This window comes from Clostridioides sp. ZZV14-6345 (genome assembly GCF_020657775.1).
GTDB lineage: Bacteria > Bacillota > Clostridia > Peptostreptococcales > Peptostreptococcaceae > Clostridioides > Clostridioides difficile_D.
This window is the reverse complement of sequence record NZ_JAGWCX010000037.1, coordinates 1-17,294: the sequence shown is the minus strand read 5'-3', so window position 1 is coordinate 17,294 and position 17,294 is coordinate 1. Positions and strand designations below refer to the sequence as shown.

The following is a 17,294-nucleotide window of genomic DNA, read 5'->3' as shown; positions in this document are numbered from 1 at the left end:
GTGGGAATTTTAGATGAGAGTATCTAAGAAGATTCAAGCATTGATATTAGTTAGTGTAATGGGAGCATCTATACTAACAGGATGTAGTAGTAAACCAAAAGAAAAGGAAGAAGCAAAGGCTGGAAAGGATGATTATACGATAACAGTAGGGTATTATAATTGTGACCATATGACTGCTGGACCAGTAGCAGAAGCGGCAGGAATATATAAGGACTTAGGTCTTAATGTAAAAACTGTTGGAAATGGTAAAGTTCCTGAAGCTATGGCAGCAGGGAAAATGGATGCTGGTTATATAGGAACTAAAGGTCTAGTGGGAGCTATACCTAAGGGTTCGCCAATAACAATAGCAGCTAATAATCATACTGGTGGTTCTGAATATTTAATAGTTTCAAAAGATATAAAAGAACCTAAAGATTTGATAGGTAAAAAAATTGCAACAGATATGAGTGATTTTTTATGGACAAGTGATTATGGTCCAGAAACAGGTATACCAACTGACCCATCAAAATATGAAGTTGTAAATATGGATTCAGATAAAGATAAATATTTAGCTCTTAAAACTGGGAAAATACAAGCCTTTACATCTTGTGACCCTTGGGGTTCTGTAGCTGAAAATGATGGTGCAGGAAAAATAATAGCTTCTACTCAATATAAAGAAAAAGCTAATGGTAAAGAATATAACTGTTGTTCATTTTCATTAAATAAAAATTTTATAAAAGAGCATCCAGATTTAGCAAAAAAATTGGTTTTAGCCCATACAAAAGCAATAGAATATATATATATAAATCCAGCTGAAGCAGCTAAAATATTTGCAAAATATTATAATGTAGAAGAAGAAGTTGCACTTAGAACTATTTATAAAAAGACAGTTGGAGAGGGTAGAACTCTTACTTGGAAAGTTACAGGAGAAGAGTATAAAAACAATTTACAAATGTATAAGGATTTAAAGGCATTAGATGATATACCTAAATATGAAGATACAATTGATACAAGTTTATTAGATTCTTGTGGAGCTGATGATTTTGACAAATTTATAAAAGAAAAAGTTAATCCAGAGTTTCCTGAAGGTATGAGCTATGAAGATTGGAAAGCAAAGGTATTATAAATAAATGGATAATATAAAAAATATAATAATACTTTTTATCGTTATTTTGGGAAGTATATTTATAATATTTTTTAATTTTGAAGATAAAGAAGAAATAAAAGGAAAATTAAGAATAGGGGTATCCGATGATACCTCTGGTTTTGTAATAAATTATATGGAAAATAGAGATTATTTTGAAAATATAAAAGTAAGCGATATAATGGATATTTTTACAATTAATGATTGCTGAGCAAGTACAATGCAGTGGGCTCTGAGTTCAGAGGAAATAGATATAGCAATCATATGTAAAGATGCTGCAAAACAGTATGTAAATAAAAATAGTGGATTTGAAATTGTTGGTACAGTAGTTCAAAATTCAGATATATTTCTATTAAGTGACAATAATCCTAATAAAATGGGAGTTACTCAAAATAGAGATTACCAGTCAGAATTAGTGAAAAAATACTACAAGAATGTGGAAATAGCTTCCTTATTAGGGACTGCACTAGCATATGGATTAGAAAGTAATTTAGTAGATGGTCTTGTAATAGATTGTATAAAGTCGATTGGGTTAGAAGGTAAAAGAAAATCTACGACCGAATTAGGAGATTATGATACCTATGTATTAGTTGTAAGTAAAGAGTTTAAAAAAAGTAAAGCGTATAGTGATTTTATAAAACTTTACAATAAAAGTGTTGATGATTTAAATAATAAAGCTACATTTAAGAAAGCATTAAAAGAGTACAAGAATATAAGAAATATAGATATGGAGGAAATAAACAATTGGAAATTAAAATTTCTAAAGATAAAAGTGATAGATTAACTAAGAAAAAATCTGATGGTAGTATGGATATTTTATATAAAATAATACTATTAGTTATTATATTTTTAGTCTGGCATTTTGCAGCAAAAGATATAGGGAGTTCTTTGTTACTTCCTATGCCAGTAGATGTAATAAAAGGTTTCTTCTATTGTGTAACAGATGCAGAGACAGTTACGAATCTTTTTATAACATTACAGAGAGTGCTTAAAGGGTTTATGTATGCACTATTGTTTGGACTTCCAATAGGATTTATTATGGGATTTTCTAAAACTTTTGAAAGAGTTTTATCCCCAGTAGTAGATTCTGTAAGACAAGTTCCTATAATGGCATGGGTTCCTCTTACTATAGTGTGGTTTGGTATAGGAGATGGGCCAACAATATTTTTAATAGCTTTTTCAGGGGTTTTTCCTATAATTTTAAACACTATTCAGGGAGTAAGAGCGATATCAAAAGATTACTATAATGCAGCTAGAAGTATGGGAGCATCACCAATTGTGATATTTACAAATGTAATCGTTCCAGCGTCTCTTCCAGATATACTAACTGGTTCGAGAATTGCTATAAGCACAGGATGGATGTCTGTTATCTGAGCTGAGTTTATAGCTACGAGTGCCGGTCTCGGTTACTCAATGGTACAAGCCCAAACATTAATGCACACAGACGTATTAATTGGACTTATGATATTTGCAGCTTTAATAGGATTTATGATAGATAGGGTATTAAAGTTTATAAACAAAATCCTTTGTAGATGGAGGTTTGCAGATTAATGAAGTTAAGTGTAAGAGGGATAAATAAGACATTTGTAAATAATAAAGTACATACAAAGGTTTTAGAAGATATAAGTATAGATATAGATAATGGACAATTTGTTTGCCTTTTAGGACCATCAGGTTGTGGAAAAACAACTTTACTTACTATAATAGGTGGGTTTCAAAAGTCAGAAAGTGGAGACGTTTTTATAAATGATAAAAAAGTTAAAAAACCGGGAATAGATAGAGCTTTTATATTTCAAAATTATGCTTTATTTCCTTGGAAAACTATAAGAGGCAATGTCCTATTTCCTATGAAACAGCAGAAAATACCAAAGGAAAAGAGAGAAGAAATGTTAGAAGAACTTTTGGTTATGTCAGACTTGAAAGGAAAAGAAAGCCTGTTTCCTCATCAATTATCAGGAGGAATGAAACAAAGGGTAGCCATGATAAGAGCTTTAGCATGTAATCCTGAGGTATTACTAATGGATGAACCATTAGGAGCTGTGGATTTTCAAATGAGACAAAACTTACAAGAAGAACTAGAAAGAATATGGATAAAAAAGAAAATAACTGCTTTAATGGTAACTCATGATGTTGATGAAGCTGTATATATGAGTGATAGAGTTATAGTAATGTCGAGAGATAAAGGAAGAATTCTTGATGACATAAATATAGATATTCCAAGACCTAGGATTAGAGGAAGTCAAAAATATGAAGAGTACAAAAATAAATTAACTGATACTTTATCAAAGTGTTATGAGGTTTAAAGAGGAGTAGGTATGAGTCAAATAGAAAAATATAATAGTTTGGATAACACACAACAAAAAATAAGAATCTCTATTATGGATATGATAATAGATAAGGGTTCTAGTATTAAGCTTCAAGAAGCGACTGAATATATAAGTAAAAAGTTGAAGACAGAAAAACAATATATGAAAAATACACTACAATATTTTATTGATAAAAATATAATGGTTGTTGATGGAGATAGTATAAATTTTATATATCCTGTATCAGCATTGCCAACTAATCATAAAGTAACCTTGAGAGATAATCGGAGTTTTAGTGCAATGTGTGCTATAGATGCTATAGGAACTTCTTGCACATTTAACCAAGATGTAAGAATAAACTCTATTTGTAGTGCTACAGGTAAAGAAATAGAAATAGTTATAAAAAATGAAAAGATTGAGTATGTGAATAATCCGAACTTAAGAGTGCTTCATATAAATCTTGATAAGCATTCAAATTGGGCTGCTAGCTGTTGAAATATAATGAATTTCTTCTGGACGAAGAGTGATTTTGATGCTTGGACAAATGAAGCGGGATTATCAGATGATGAAGATATATATTGCTTAGATATTAATGAAGCAATAGTAGAATCCTATAAAATATTTAAACTCAAACAAAAAGTATTATTATAGATATACATATATGAAAAACTAAAAATGAACTTTAGATAAAAGTTATAGATATGGGGCTGTCTCAAAATAGAGATAAGCCTCTTTTTCATTGTTGAAATGATGAAAATATATTTGATTTCATACAAAAAAGAGTGTCTCATAAACTAAAAAGTTCATTTTGAGACACTCTCATTAAATATATTTAAACATAAAAAATATTTTTAGTTTTTTACATGATTAGATAGCTTTATTAAGTATATATTTATTTATAACCTTTGCAACTCCATTTTCATTATTAGTATCAGTAACATAATCGGCAATTTCCTTTATGCTATTGCGTGCATTTCCCATAGCCACACCAAGACCTGCATACCTTATCATGTGCTGGTCATTTTCTTCATCACCAACAGCAATAGCCTTCTCTATAGGTATATTTAGATTAGCACATAATGTTTTAAGTGCAGTTCCTTTATTAGTAGTTTTACCCAAAAATTCTAGATAAAAAGGAGCAGACCTTACTATAGTATATTTATTGAATAAATTTTTAGGTAGCTGCTGTATGATTTCTTCCAATCTTTCTGGTTCATCAACTATCATAATTTTGCAGATTTTAATAGATTCATCAATTTTATCTTTTTGTATATATTTGACTTCTATATCATTTAACTTCGCTTCATGAAGTGTATACTTACCAGGAGTTTCATTTGGTGTAATTAAATTTGTCATTGTATTTATGTGTATTTTAGTATTATATTTTTTACAAACGTTATTATATATAAAATCAAAGTCATCTAAAGTCATTTCTACATCGTGTATAATTTTCTCACTTTTAACCTCTTGAATAATGGCTCCATTAAAACATATAACGTAATCACCTTCATCTGTTAGATTTAATTGATTTAAAAGCCCTTTTACACCAGGAAGAGGTCTACCTGTTGTTATAACTACTTTAGCTCCAGCCTTTTTTGCTTCTTGAATGGATTCAAATACTTCAGGAGTAATCCTTTTTTGTGTGTTTAATATTGTTCCATCAATATCTAGTGCGATTAATTTGTACATATCAACCTCCAATAAATTATATACTCAATTTTCCTGTGAAAACGTTGACACAACTAGTGTTGAACAAAATTTCAGTGGAAAATATGATTTGTTTTGTATACTATTATATCAAGAGATAAGCAATTTAGAAAGTTTAATAATATTAATTTTTTGATAAAAATATTACTTATGTGAGATGATAATGTAAAAATTTTATTTTTGATAACTCCAGAATTGTTAATTACAAATAATGGTATCGTTTGCATATTTAATGTAAATCTATTTTGTAGAGTTAAAAGTTTTAAATAAATATATTGATGAGAATTTGTTATAGTAATTAGTTTTATATTATAAAATATTGTAATTCCATTAATCATATGTTATTATTCAACAGGGTTACAATATAAAGAATATTTAATATATATATAATAATTTATAAAACTGTGTTACATAGGATATGTAAAGCTATATCTATAAATATAATAAAATAAAGTTGTAAAGGAGTGTTTTAAATGAAATTTTCAGAGTTTAAGTATGAAAGACCCAATTATGACAGTATAAAAAAAGAGTTTTTGGGATGTGTAGAAGATATAAATAACTCTAATGACTATAAAGAGCAGAAAAAAAATATACATAAGATTAATTCATTGAGAAATAAAATAGAAACGTTGTCAAACATAGCATCAATAAGATACAGTATAGATACACTTGATAAATTCTACCAAGAAGAAAAAAATTATTGGGATGAATATATGCCTTTATATGAAGAATTAAATTCACGTTTTTATAATGCAATAGTAAATTCAAATTTTAAATATGATTTGACAAAAGAGTTTGGAGAACAATTTTTCACAATAGTAGACTATTCTTTAAAAAGTTTTTCTAAAGAAGTAATAAGTGAAATGCAGGAAGAAAATAAATTGTGCTCAGAGTATACCAGACTTTTAGCATCAGCTGAGATAATGTTTGATGGGAAAATAAGAAATTTATCTGGTATGGGGAAATTCATGTATTCTAAGTGTAGAAAAACGAGAGAACTAGCAAATAAAGCGTATTATAATTTCTTTGAAGAAAATGAGTCTAAATTTGATGATATATTTGATAAATTGGTTAAAGTTAGAGATAAGATATCTAAAAAACTAGGTTTTGAAGATTTTGTAGAGCTTGGATACATTAGAATGATGAGAAGTGACTACAGAGAAGATATGATAAAAAATGTTAGAAAACAAGTATTAAAATATGTTGTTCCAATGGCCAATGAACTTTATGAAAAACAAGCTAAAAGGATTGGTCTAGAGTATTTAAGTTACATAGATGAAGGCGTGGAATTTTTAACAGGAAATGCAAGTTTAAAGGGAGATTCAAAATACATAGTTCAAAATGGTAAAACAATGTATTCTGAGTTGTCAGAAGAAACAGATGAATTTTTTAATTTTATGTTAGAAAATGAACTTATGGATTTAGAAACAAAGAAAGGAAAAGGAGCTGGAGGGTATTGCACCTATATACCAGATTACAAGTCACCATTTATTTTTTCTAACTTTAATCAAACAGCTGATGATATAGATGTATTAACACATGAAGCAGGACATGCATTTCAGTTGTATATGTCTAGATGGATTGATATGCCGGAAATTAATTTTCCAACACTTGACAGTTGTGAAATCCATTCAATGAGTATGGAATTTATAACATGGCCATGGATGGATTTATTTTTTAAAGAAGATACAGATAAATATAAATTCACTCATCTATCATCTGCAATTAAATTTATACCTTATGGAGTAATTGTTGATGAATTTCAACATTATGTTTATAAAAATCCTAATATGGATAAGTCAAAAAGAAAAGAAATTTGGAAATTTTTAGAGAAAAAATACTTACCTCATAGAAAGTATGATGATAATTCTTTTTTAGAGAGAGGTTGTTGGTGGTTTAAGCAAGGTCATATATTTAAAAATCCGTTTTATTACATAGATTATGTACTAGCTCAAATTTGTGCATTACAATTTTGGAAAAAAATGATTCAAGATAGGGATGCAGGATGGCAAGATTATATAAATATCTGTAAAGTTGGAGGAACAAAATCATTTTTAGACATTGTGAGTATGGGAAATTTGTATTCTCCATTTGATGATGACTGTATTAAATCTATTATAGGTGATGTTAAATCCTGGTTTGATGAAGTAAATGACAGCAAATTATAAAAAATTATGAGAATTTTATTGTATAAATGTGAAAAATTAAAAAATACATAAAAAATAAATATTTGTTTTAAAAATAGTCTTATTTTTAACCAATTTGATAAAATAAACCAAAAAAGGTTTGAACTTTAAAAAAAAAGAAAATACAGGAAATATGTAATATCAACACTTGGAAAAAAAAGTGAAAATGTATACAAAATACATATAAAAAAACTATTGCAAATTTTATAGAATGTTTATATACTTAAGTCAACAGAGATAGAAAAAAGCTATTTATAAAAAACACAAGGATAAATTGCTTAATTTTCAATTTTCTGAAAAAATAATAATCCGGCTGAAGAGTATGGGAGACTGCTTTATAAAAAAGCGACCGAAGGGACAAATTTAATCTTATTTACCCAAAAGATTAGATGAAATTCTCAGGTAAAGATGACTGTACTTGGACGGGGCTCTGAAAATGATTTTAACAGGGAAGGCAAATTGGGAGATTTGTTTTTCCTGTTTTTTATTTATCAAGTAATAAATAAAAGTTTGAAAGAGAGTAAAAAATGATAATAATTACAAATAATCCAAAAGTAAAAGAAGAAGTTCAAGACAGAGAAGTTTTGTTTAAAGATACAACTTATATTGGTATCTTAGAAGCAAGTAGAGATTTGATACATGAAGGGTATGAACTTTTATCTCATCCACTCTATGGGAGTGTAAAACCAAATGAAACACCTTACAGAACTGTTATACTAAAGAAAGGAAATCGTTTGGATATAAACTCTTTGACCTTAATTGAAGAAGCAATCATCACTGCAAGTAAATTTCAGAATAATAAAAAGACTCCAAAATGGACAGAAAGTGTTCAAGATGACTTTAGAGTAATTGATTATGATATATTCTATAATACAATACAAAGAATGCAGTATGAATAAATAAGTTTGTTAAAAAGTTGTTAAAGTAGCCTAAATATTAAATCTAATTTAATATTAAATAAAATGAGAAATTTAATTGGGGAGGATAAGTCAAAATGGAAAATGTGTATGACTTAGTAATAATTGGTTCAGGACCAGCAGGGCTTGCAGCAGGTCTTTATGGAGCAAGAGCAAAGTTGAAAACTCTAATCCTAGAAAAAGACAAGACTGGTGGACAAATTGTAATAACACATGAGATTGCAAATTATCCAGGGTCAGTTCCAAATGCAACAGGTCCAAGTTTAATAGCTAGAATGGTTGAACAATGTAAAGAGTTTGGAGCAGAGATGCTAAGAGACAACATTGTAGATACTGAACTAGATGGAGATATAAAAGTTTTAAAAGGGGAAAAAGCAGAATATAGAGCAAAAGCAGTAATAATAGGAACAGGAGCAACTCCAAGAAAAATTGGTTGTCCTGGAGAAAAAGAACTTACTGGTAAAGGGGTTTCATACTGTGCAACTTGTGATGCAGATTTCTTTGAAGATTTTGAAGTATTTGTTGTAGGCGGAGGAGATAGTGCATTAGAAGAAGCGATGTATTTAACTAAATTTGCTAGAAAAGTAACAATTGTACATAGAAGACAAGGATTTAGATGTGCTAAAAGTGTTGAAGAAAAAGCAAAAGCTAATCCAAAGATAGAATTTTTATTAGATACAGTAATAGAAGAAATCAAAGGTGATGGAATATTAGAGTCAGTTGTATTCAAAAACAAAGTTACTGGAGAAACTCATGAATACTTTGCAGATGAAGAAGATGGAACAATGGGAGTATTTGTTTTCGTTGGATTAGATGCTCAAACTGATTTATTCAAAGGCAAAGTTGATATGGATGAAAAAGGTTATATAATAACTGATGAAGATATGAAAACTAATATACCAGGAGTATTTGCAGCAGGAGATTGCAGATCTAAAACTCTAAGACAGGTTGTAACAGCAACTAATGATGGAGCAATTGCATCTATAGTAGCTGAGAAATATATTGACGAAAAATTTGGAAACTAGAGTCTGTAAATTAAATTCAATAAATAATATTTAAAATAAAATAAAAATTTCAAGGGGGAATAAGAAAATGTTAGATTTAGATAAGGCTACATTTGAAGAAGAAGTTTTAAATGCAGAAGGTTTTGTATTTGTTGATTTTTGGAGTGAAGGTTGTGAGCCTTGTAAAGCTTTAATGCCAGATGTTCATAAATTAGCTGAGACTTATGGAGATAAGATAAAATTCTGTAAGATGGATACAACAAAAGCTAGAAGATTAGCTATAAAACAAAAAGTATTAGGTCTTCCAACTATGGCTATATACAAAGATGGGGAAAAAGTAGACGAAGTTACTAAGGATGATGCTACAGTTTCTAATATAGAAGAAATGATTAAAAAATATCTTTAATATATTGATAAAGTATTAACATCAAAAGAAAAAATTTATTTTAGTCTGAAGATAAAAGAAAAGTGTTTTTATGTCTAAGTTTGTTAAAAAAATAATTTTAGATAAAATAATTTTTTTACAATAAATATTTTTTATTAATGAAATAAATATTTGAAACATAAAAACAGAATATAAAAATATCTTTAAGATAAGTTGTAAAATGATATAATTTTGAGAAAAACTCAAATGCATATACACAAATTAAATAACAGGAGGTGCAAGTATGCGTCTTGAATTAGGGAAAATCTTTATAAAAGATATTCAATTTGGTGATGTAACAGAAGTAAAAGATGGAGTATTATTCATCAATAAGCAAGAGATGCTACAAGAAATTGGTGGAGATGAGCACATCAAATCTATAGATATAGAATTAGCTCGTCCAGGTGAAAGCGTAAGAATAACACCTGTAAAAGATGTTATTGAGCCAAGAGTAAAAGTTGAAGGTAATGGGGGAATATTCCCAGGCATCATGTCTAAAGTTGACACTGTAGGAGAAGGAAAAACTCATGCTTTAAAAGGTGTAGCTGTTGTAACTACTGGAAAAATAGTAGGTTTCCAAGAAGGTATAATAGATATGACTGGAGAAGGAGCTAAGTACACTCCATTTTCTAAATTAAATAATGTAGTAGTAATAGCTGAACCTATTGATGGTTTAAAACAATATGTTCATGAAAAAGCTGTTAGAATGATAGGATTCAAAGCAGCAATGTATTTAGGAGAAGTAGCAAGAAATCTTACTCCAGATGAAGTTTCAGTATATGAAACTAAACCTCTTCTTGAATCAATAAAAGAATATCCAGAGCTTCCAAAAGTAGGATATGTTTATATGCTTCAGACTCAAGGTTTATTACATGATACTTATGTGTATGGAGTAGATGCAAAACAAATAGTACCAACTTTATTATATCCAACAGAATTAATGGACGGAGCAATTGTAAGTGGTAACTGTGTTTCTGCATGTGATAAAAACCCAAGTTATGTTCACATAAATAATGGGGTTGTTGAAGATTTATATGCAAGACATGGCAAAGATATAAACTTTGTGGGTGTAATTATAACGAATGAAAATGTTTACCTAGCAGATAAAGAAAGATCTTCAAACTGGACTTCTAAATTATGTAAATATTTAGGATTAGATGCAGTTATAGTTTCACAAGAAGGTTTTGGAAATCCTGATACTGACCTTATAATGAACTGTAAGAAGATAGAAATGCAAGGTGTTAAAACAGTTATAGTTACAGATGAATATGCTGGACGTGATGGAGGTTCTCAATCACTTGCAGATGCAGATGTAAGAGCTGATGCTGTTGTAACAGGTGGAAATGCTAACCAAGTTGTAGTGCTTCCTAAGCTAGATAAAGTAATTGGTCATTTAGAAGTAGTGGATGTAATAGCTGGTGGTTCTGATGGAAGTTTAAAAGCTGATGGAACTATTGAAGTTGAAATCCAAGCTATAACAGGTGCAACTAATGAAACAGGATTTGGTCATTTAACTGCTAAAGGATATTAAAAAGTATTCCATTAAACGATTGAGTAATGTTAATTAAACATATTATAGATATATTATAATAAGTGTTATAGATGTAAAAAAATATATTAGAAATATAATAAGGAGGATTATTATGAGTTTACTTAGTAATAAAAAGGTTCTTATAATAGGTGACCGTGATGGTATACCAGGACCTGCGATAGAAGAATGTGTAAAAACAGTAGAAGGAGCAGAGGTTGTTTTCTCATCTACAGAATGCTTTGTCTGAACAGCTGCTGGGGCTATGGACTTAGAAAATCAAAACAGAGTTAAAGATGCTGCTGATAAATTCGGAGCTGAAAATGTTGTGATTTTACTAGGTGCTGCTGAAGCCGAAGCTGCAGGTCTTGCAGCCGAAACAGTAACTGCTGGAGATCCAACTTTCGCTGGACCACTTGCTGGAGTTGCCTTAGGATTAAGTGTTTACCACGTTGTTGAGGAACCAATAAAATCATTATTTGATGAAAGTGTATATGAAGACCAAATAAGTATGATGGAAATGGTTTTAGAAGTTGAAGAAATAGAAGAAGAAATGTCTGGTATAAGAGAAGAATTTTGTAAATTTTAATGCCTAAAAGCAAAAGGGGTGAAACTAAAAGATGGGAAAACTAAAAGCAGTACATTATATTAATCAGTTCTTTGCTGGTATAGGTGGAGAAGAGAAAGCTGATACTAAGCCACATGTGGCAGAAACTTTACCTCCAATAAGTTTACAACTTGATAAATTATTAGGTGAAGATATTGAAATAGTTGGAACGGTAGTTTGTGGAGATAGCTATTTTAATGAAAATATTGATAGTGCAAGTGAAGAAGTTTTATCAATGGTAAAAGGTTTTGAACCACAACTTTTCATAGCTGGTCCTGCATTTAATGCTGGTAGATATGGAGTTGCTGCTGGAACAATAACTAAAGTTGTAAAAGATGCTTTAAATATACCAGCTTTAACAGGTATGTATATTGAAAATCCAGGAGCAGATATGTTTAAAAAGGATGTTTATGTAGTAGAAACTTCTGATTCTGCAGCAGGTATGAGAAAAGCACTTCCTAAGATAGCTAAACTTGCAGTAAAACTTGCTAATGGAGAAGAAATTGGAACTCCTAAAGATGAAGGATACATAGCTAGAGGAATAAGAGTTAACTACTTCCATGAAGACAGAGGTTCTAAGAGAGCTGTTGACATGTTAGTTAAGAAAATAAAAGGTGAACCGTTTGAAACTGAATACCCAATGCCAAACTTTGATAGAGTTGACCCAAGTAAAGCTATAAAAGATTTATCAAAATGCAAAATAGCTTTAGTTACTTCTGGTGGTATAGTTCCAAAAGGAAATCCAGATAGAATAGAGTCTTCTTCAGCTTCTAAATATGGAACTTATTCTATAGCAGGAGTTATGGATTTAACAGAAGAGACTTATGAAACTGCACATGGTGGATATGACCCAGTGTATGCAAACTTAGATGCAGATAGAGTATTACCTGTTGATGTTCTTAGAGATTTAGAAAAAGAAGGTGTAATTGGAAAATTACATGAGACTTTCTATACAACTGTAGGTAATGGTACATCTGTTGCAAATTCTAAAAAATATGCTTCTGAAATTGGAGCAGCATTAGTGGCTGATGGTGTAGATGCAGTAATCTTAACTTCTACATGAGGTACTTGTACTCGTTGCGGTGCAACGATGGTAAAAGAAATAGAAAAAACTGGACTTCCAGTAGTTCATATGTGTACAGTAGTACCTATTTCATTAACAGTAGGGGCTAATAGAATAGTTCCAACTATAGCAATACCTCATCCACTTGGAAATCCAGCACTTGACCCTACAGAAGAAAAAGCCTTAAGAAGAGGCCTTGTAGAAAAAGCATTAAATGCTTTAACTACAGAAGTAGATGGTCAAACAGTATTTGAAAAATAAAAATAACACACATACATTATATAGATAAAAATATAAACACACACTAAAAATAAAAAATAACTATACACAAAAAAATAATATAGATTTCATGAATGGATAAATTGGAGTTATTCATTCATGAAATCTTAAAAAATGCCAAAATACATAAAAATAATAGAATTAAATATACAATAATAAAAATAGAATAATTAGAGTTTTTAATGAGATTAAAAAATAAGTGTTCATAAAATTTATGGAGGTGCACAAAATGACTTATCCAGTTTTAAAAGGGGCAGGCTATGTACTTATTCATACTCCAGATATGATAGTGCAAAATGGAAGTACTTGTACAGTTGAAAGAGCAACAAATCCAGATTCAGAATTTTTAAAAGAAGTAAGTAGTCATATAAGAAGTTACGAAGATGTAGTTAACTACATGCCAAATCAAGTTTATATAGGAAATAGAAGACCAGAAGAATTAAGAGATTTACCAATGCCATGGTGTGAACAAAAGATTGAGGGAACTAGAAATGGTAAATTTGGAGAAATAATGCCTCAAGATGAGTTCATAGCTTTAATGCAAATAAGTGATGCATTTGATTTAGTAAAATTATCACAAGAATTTATTGATGAAGTAAAACCAAAAATTGAAAATAACTACCCTGAAATTGCACCATTTGTAGGCAAATTAAAGGGTGATGATATAGAAGAAGGTAAAGAATTAGTAGCAACACACATAGCAGAAGGATTATACCATGATGGAAAATTCGTTGGTTATGTAAAAAGAGCACATGACGTAGATGTTAACTTAAATGCCCATACAATGTTTGAAAATCTAGTAGTAAAAGCATCTGGAGTTTTATCTGCTATTCAAATGCTAAGACATAGCAAAATAGACCCTGCTGAAATAGATTATGTTATTGAGTGTTCAGAAGAAGCTTGTGGAGATATAAACCAAAGAGGTGGAGGAAACTTTGCTAAATCAATAGCTGAGATAGTAGGACTTCAAAATGCAACTGGCTCTGACACAAGAGGATTTTGTGCAGCACCAACACATGCATTAATTCAAGCAGCAGCTTTAGTAAAAGCTGGAATACATAAAAATGTAATGGTAGTAGCTGGTGGAGCAAGTGCTAAACTTGGAATGAATGCTAAAGACCATGTTAAAAAAGGTCTTCCTGTACTTGAAGATGTTGTTGGAGGATTTGCAGTACTTGTATCTGAAAATGATGGTGTAAATCCAGTTATAAGAACGGATTTAACAGGTAAGCATACTGTTGGAACTGGTTCTTCACCTCAAGCAGTTATGACAGCACTTATAACTTCAGGTCTTGATAGAGCTAATTTAAAAATAACAGATGTTGATGTATATTCAGTTGAAATGCAAAACCCAGATATAACTAAGCCAGCAGGAGCAGGAGATGTTCCAGAAGCAAACTACAAAATGATAGGAGCACTTGCTGTTAAGCGTGGAGATTTAGAAAAGAAAGCGTTAAAAGATTTTGTTTCTAATAAAGGATTACCAGGATGGGCACCAACTCAAGGTCATATACCATCAGGAGCTCCTTATATAGGATTTTTAATAGATGATTTAACTACAGGAAATAGAAATAGAGCTATGATAGTTGGAAAAGGTAGCTTATTCTTAGGAAGAATGACTAACTTATTTGATGGAGTATCTTTCATAGCTGAAAGAAATACAGGTATTATTGAAGAAACTTCAGGAATATCTAAGGATGAAATTAAGAAGATAATAGCTGAATCTATGAAAAAACTAGCATTAGATATGTTAGAAGAATAGGGGTGAGGATATGTCAAAAAAAGTAATCGCAGATGTATTCTTAGAAGTAGCTAATGCAATAGAAAGCGGCGAATTTGGCAAGAAAGTAAAAATTGGTGTGACTACACTTGGAAGTGAACATGGTGTAGAGAACATGGTTAATGGTGCACAATTAGCAAAATCTAATTTATTTGATATAGTACTTATTGGACCAAAGGTGGAAACTGACCTTGAAGTGGTTGAAGTTAATGATGAAAAAGAAATGCATGTAAAAATGGAAGAATTATTAGATTCAGGATATATTGATGCTTGTGTTACTATGCATTACAATTTTCCAATAGGAGTGTCTACAGTAGGTAGAGTAATAACTCCAGCAAAAGGAAAAGAAATGATACTTGCAACAACAACAGGGACAAGTGCCACTAATAGAATAGAAGCAATGGTAAGAAATGCTATTTATGGTATTGTTACAGCAAAATCAATGGGTAATAAATGCCCAAAAGTTGGAATACTTAATGTTGATGGAGCAAGACAAGTTGAGAAATGTTTAAAAGAATTAAAAGATAATGGATATGATATGGAATTTGCTGATTCAATTAGAGCAGATGGTGGATGTGTAATGAGAGGTAATGATTTACTTGTGGGTGCACCTGATGTTATGGTTACTGATACGTTATCTGGAAATATATTTATGAAAGTATTCTCTTCATATACTACAGGTGGGGATTATGAAGCTCAAGGATTTGGATATGGTCCTGGGGTTGGAGAAGACTATGATAGAAAGGTACTTATAGTATCAAGAGCATCAGGTTCTCCAGTAGTAGCAAATGCGTTAAAATATGCTTATGATGTTGTAAAGGGAGATATAAGTAATGTTGCAAGAAATGAATTTGCAAAGGTTAAAAAAGCAAAATTTGATGATATTATAGTATCTCTTACTAAAAAAGAAGTTAAAACTGAGAAAGTAGAAGTTAAAATGCCAGATAAAGAAGTTGTTACTCGTCAAATAGCTGGTGTTGATATAATGGATTTAGAAGATGCAGTGTCTGAGTTATGGAAAAATGGAATCTATGCTGAAAGTGGTATGGGTTGTACAGGTCCGATAGTTTTAGTAAATGAAGCTAAAGGGGATTTAGCAGTTGAAACTTTAGTTAAAGCTGGATATACTGCAAAATAAATATAAATTATACATGTAAATGAAGAACATATAGTTATAGTCTTTTAGGTTATAAGTATATGTTCTTTTTGTTACTCAATTTATATTATTTTTATTACTCAAATAATTGTTATAAAGACAATTAGATATTTACAACTTATAATTAGTAAAATCGAAATGTAATGAATTTTTATGATAATAATGATACTTTTCTTATTTATTTTATGTTACTTACACTGAATAAAAAATTATTATAAATATTTAAATAAGATTAATAACATGTGAAAAAATTTTATAAATAAGGCATCTGATAAAATAAAAAATAGTAGAATATTTCTCTCTCGCACAAGATGATTTTAGGTCGGTTGAGGGATTAGAAAACGCCGGAAACCCGCATAAACACTACGTTTTTGCGCGTTCTCGGCGTTTCTATTATCGCCTGTGTTGGTGGTGCTTTTTCGGTGAATGGTGCCCAAATGGTGCCCAAATCCCACGAGGGGTTATAAAAGGCTGCAAGAAGCAGTAAAGAGATAAGGCGGTTAAAGCTCCATTTCACTGCTCTTTTTCTTTGCCGCGCTTTTTGCTTTTTTCGGCTCGGCTTCCTTTGCCTTTGCCGGGTCAGCCTGTTTGACAGCCCCATGATAAGCGTCCAGGACTTCTTTTTTGCGTTCAAGCCGCACGTCCACATAACGGGCGGTAACAGCTTCAAAGTTCATAGACAGCCCAAGCGATACGCCGATACCCGCAAGCGTGTGTCCCAACACTTCGCCTACGGTGTAGAAGTCGCCCGTCAGTTGGTGCATATTCGTAGCCGCCGTATGGCGTAAATCATGGAAACGGATATGCGGCAACTCTAAATCTTCAAGCAGCTTGCCAAACTGTGAAGATACCCACGACGCGGCGATAGGCGCACCGTCCGGCTTCGCTACAACAAGGTCGTTGTCATAGTAAGGTTTCTCGTCCTTTTCTGCCTGTTCGCGCTGTGTTTCCTGCATGGCAAACTGTTTGAGGAAGAACGGGCGGGCAAGCTCTGTGATAGGCAGCGTTCGCCCGTTGGATTTCGGCGGTGCCATTTCCTCAATGACTTTTGTTTTCGGCGGCACCTTAAAAGGTAGCTGTTCGGAAACGTCAAAGGTGTTGTTTTCCAAGTCAACATTGCGCCAACGCAAGCCCAAGATTTCAGAACGGCGCATACCGTAAAGCCCGCCTAAAATAACGGGCATTTCCCAAACAGTACCCTCTACGCGCTGCAT

At 31.2% G+C, this 17,294-nt stretch carries 16 protein-coding genes and 1 riboswitch; of the genes, 14 read left to right on the top strand and 2 right to left on the bottom strand.

The window, feature by feature from the left end; all coding sequences use genetic code 11:
- Positions 1-13: 13 nt before the first annotated feature.
- From saoX to saoL, 5 genes are read left to right on the top strand one after another with little or no spacing between them, the layout of a single operon-like run.
- On the top strand, positions 14-1,105 hold the full coding sequence (gene saoX, locus KGF39_RS11230; protein ID WP_227822370.1) for an ABC transporter substrate-binding subunit SaoX: 1,092 nt from the start codon (positions 14-16) through the stop codon (positions 1,103-1,105).
- Positions 1,106-1,118: 13 nt separating this feature from the next.
- Positions 1,119-1,907, top strand: a complete 789-nt coding sequence (saoB, locus tag KGF39_RS11220) for an ABC transporter substrate-binding (seleno)protein SaoB (protein WP_308463834.1) — start codon at positions 1,119-1,121, stop codon at positions 1,905-1,907.
- A gap of 23 nt (positions 1,908-1,930) precedes the next feature.
- A complete protein-coding gene (saoP, locus tag KGF39_RS11215; RefSeq protein WP_255643327.1) occupies positions 1,931-2,674 on the top strand; it encodes an ABC transporter permease subunit SaoP in 744 nt (247 codons plus the stop codon).
- A complete protein-coding gene (gene saoA, locus KGF39_RS11205) occupies positions 2,674-3,426 on the top strand; it encodes an ABC transporter ATP-binding protein SaoA (RefSeq protein ID WP_227822367.1) in 753 nt (250 codons plus the stop codon). Before saoP ends, saoA begins: the two co-directional genes overlap by 1 nt.
- 12 nt (positions 3,427-3,438) lie before the next feature.
- Positions 3,439-4,080: a MerB-like organometallic lyase SaoL gene (gene saoL / locus KGF39_RS11200; protein WP_255643319.1), complete on the top strand. Its 642-nt coding sequence runs from the start codon at positions 3,439-3,441 to the stop codon at positions 4,078-4,080.
- Between the two features lie 216 nt (positions 4,081-4,296).
- On the opposite strand, the gene yidA is transcribed toward saoL, so the two are convergent.
- Positions 4,297-5,118: a sugar-phosphatase gene (gene yidA, locus KGF39_RS11190; protein WP_227822365.1), complete on the bottom strand. Its 822-nt coding sequence runs from the start codon at positions 5,116-5,118 to the stop codon at positions 4,297-4,299.
- A 491-nt stretch (positions 5,119-5,609) separates the two neighbouring features.
- Here yidA and KGF39_RS11185 point away from each other — a divergent pair, with 491 nt between their 5' ends.
- The 9 genes from KGF39_RS11185 to grdD all read left to right on the top strand — a co-directional run bounded on the left by KGF39_RS11185 (position 5,610) and on the right by grdD (position 16,062).
- Positions 5,610-7,304, top strand: a complete 1,695-nt coding sequence (locus KGF39_RS11185; RefSeq protein WP_227822364.1) for a M3 family oligoendopeptidase — start codon at positions 5,610-5,612, stop codon at positions 7,302-7,304.
- A 331-nt stretch (positions 7,305-7,635) separates the two neighbouring features.
- Positions 7,636-7,747, top strand: a riboswitch (glycine riboswitch).
- A 102-nt stretch (positions 7,748-7,849) separates the two neighbouring features.
- On the top strand, positions 7,850-8,221 hold the full coding sequence (locus KGF39_RS11180; RefSeq protein WP_009903157.1) for a GrdX family protein: 372 nt from the start codon (positions 7,850-7,852) through the stop codon (positions 8,219-8,221).
- Positions 8,222-8,316: 95 nt separating this feature from the next.
- Complete coding sequence (gene trxB, locus KGF39_RS11175; RefSeq protein WP_054274358.1) at positions 8,317-9,264, top strand: thioredoxin-disulfide reductase; 948 nt, start codon at positions 8,317-8,319, stop codon at positions 9,262-9,264.
- 67 nt (positions 9,265-9,331) lie between these two features.
- On the top strand, positions 9,332-9,649 hold the full coding sequence (gene trxA, locus KGF39_RS11170) for a thioredoxin TrxA (RefSeq protein ID WP_107595020.1): 318 nt from the start codon (positions 9,332-9,334) through the stop codon (positions 9,647-9,649).
- Positions 9,650-9,911: 262 nt separating this feature from the next.
- The gene (locus tag KGF39_RS11165; protein ID WP_227822363.1) at positions 9,912-11,198 is read left to right on the top strand and encodes a glycine/sarcosine/betaine reductase component B subunit; all 1,287 of its coding nucleotides are present in this window, start codon (positions 9,912-9,914) and stop codon (positions 11,196-11,198) included.
- Positions 11,199-11,310: 112 nt separating this feature from the next.
- The gene (grdA, locus tag KGF39_RS11160) at positions 11,311-11,784 is read left to right on the top strand and encodes a glycine/sarcosine/betaine reductase complex selenoprotein A (protein ID WP_011861535.1); all 474 of its coding nucleotides are present in this window, start codon (positions 11,311-11,313) and stop codon (positions 11,782-11,784) included.
- 31 nt (positions 11,785-11,815) lie between these two features.
- Positions 11,816-13,126: a glycine reductase complex selenoprotein B gene (gene grdB / locus KGF39_RS11155; protein WP_227822362.1), complete on the top strand. Its 1,311-nt coding sequence runs from the start codon at positions 11,816-11,818 to the stop codon at positions 13,124-13,126.
- A 247-nt stretch (positions 13,127-13,373) separates the two neighbouring features.
- Complete coding sequence (grdC, locus tag KGF39_RS11150; protein WP_227822361.1) at positions 13,374-14,906, top strand: glycine/sarcosine/betaine reductase complex component C subunit beta; 1,533 nt, start codon at positions 13,374-13,376, stop codon at positions 14,904-14,906.
- A gap of 10 nt (positions 14,907-14,916) precedes the next feature.
- Entirely contained in the window at positions 14,917-16,062 is a 1,146-nt protein-coding gene (gene grdD, locus KGF39_RS11145; RefSeq protein ID WP_227822360.1) for a glycine/sarcosine/betaine reductase complex component C subunit alpha, read from the top strand.
- Between the two features lie 518 nt (positions 16,063-16,580).
- Here the strand turns inward: grdD and xerC are convergent.
- A partial coding sequence (gene xerC, locus KGF39_RS11140; RefSeq protein ID WP_227822359.1) for a site-specific integrase occupies positions 16,581-17,294 on the bottom strand: 714 nt, incomplete at its 5' end.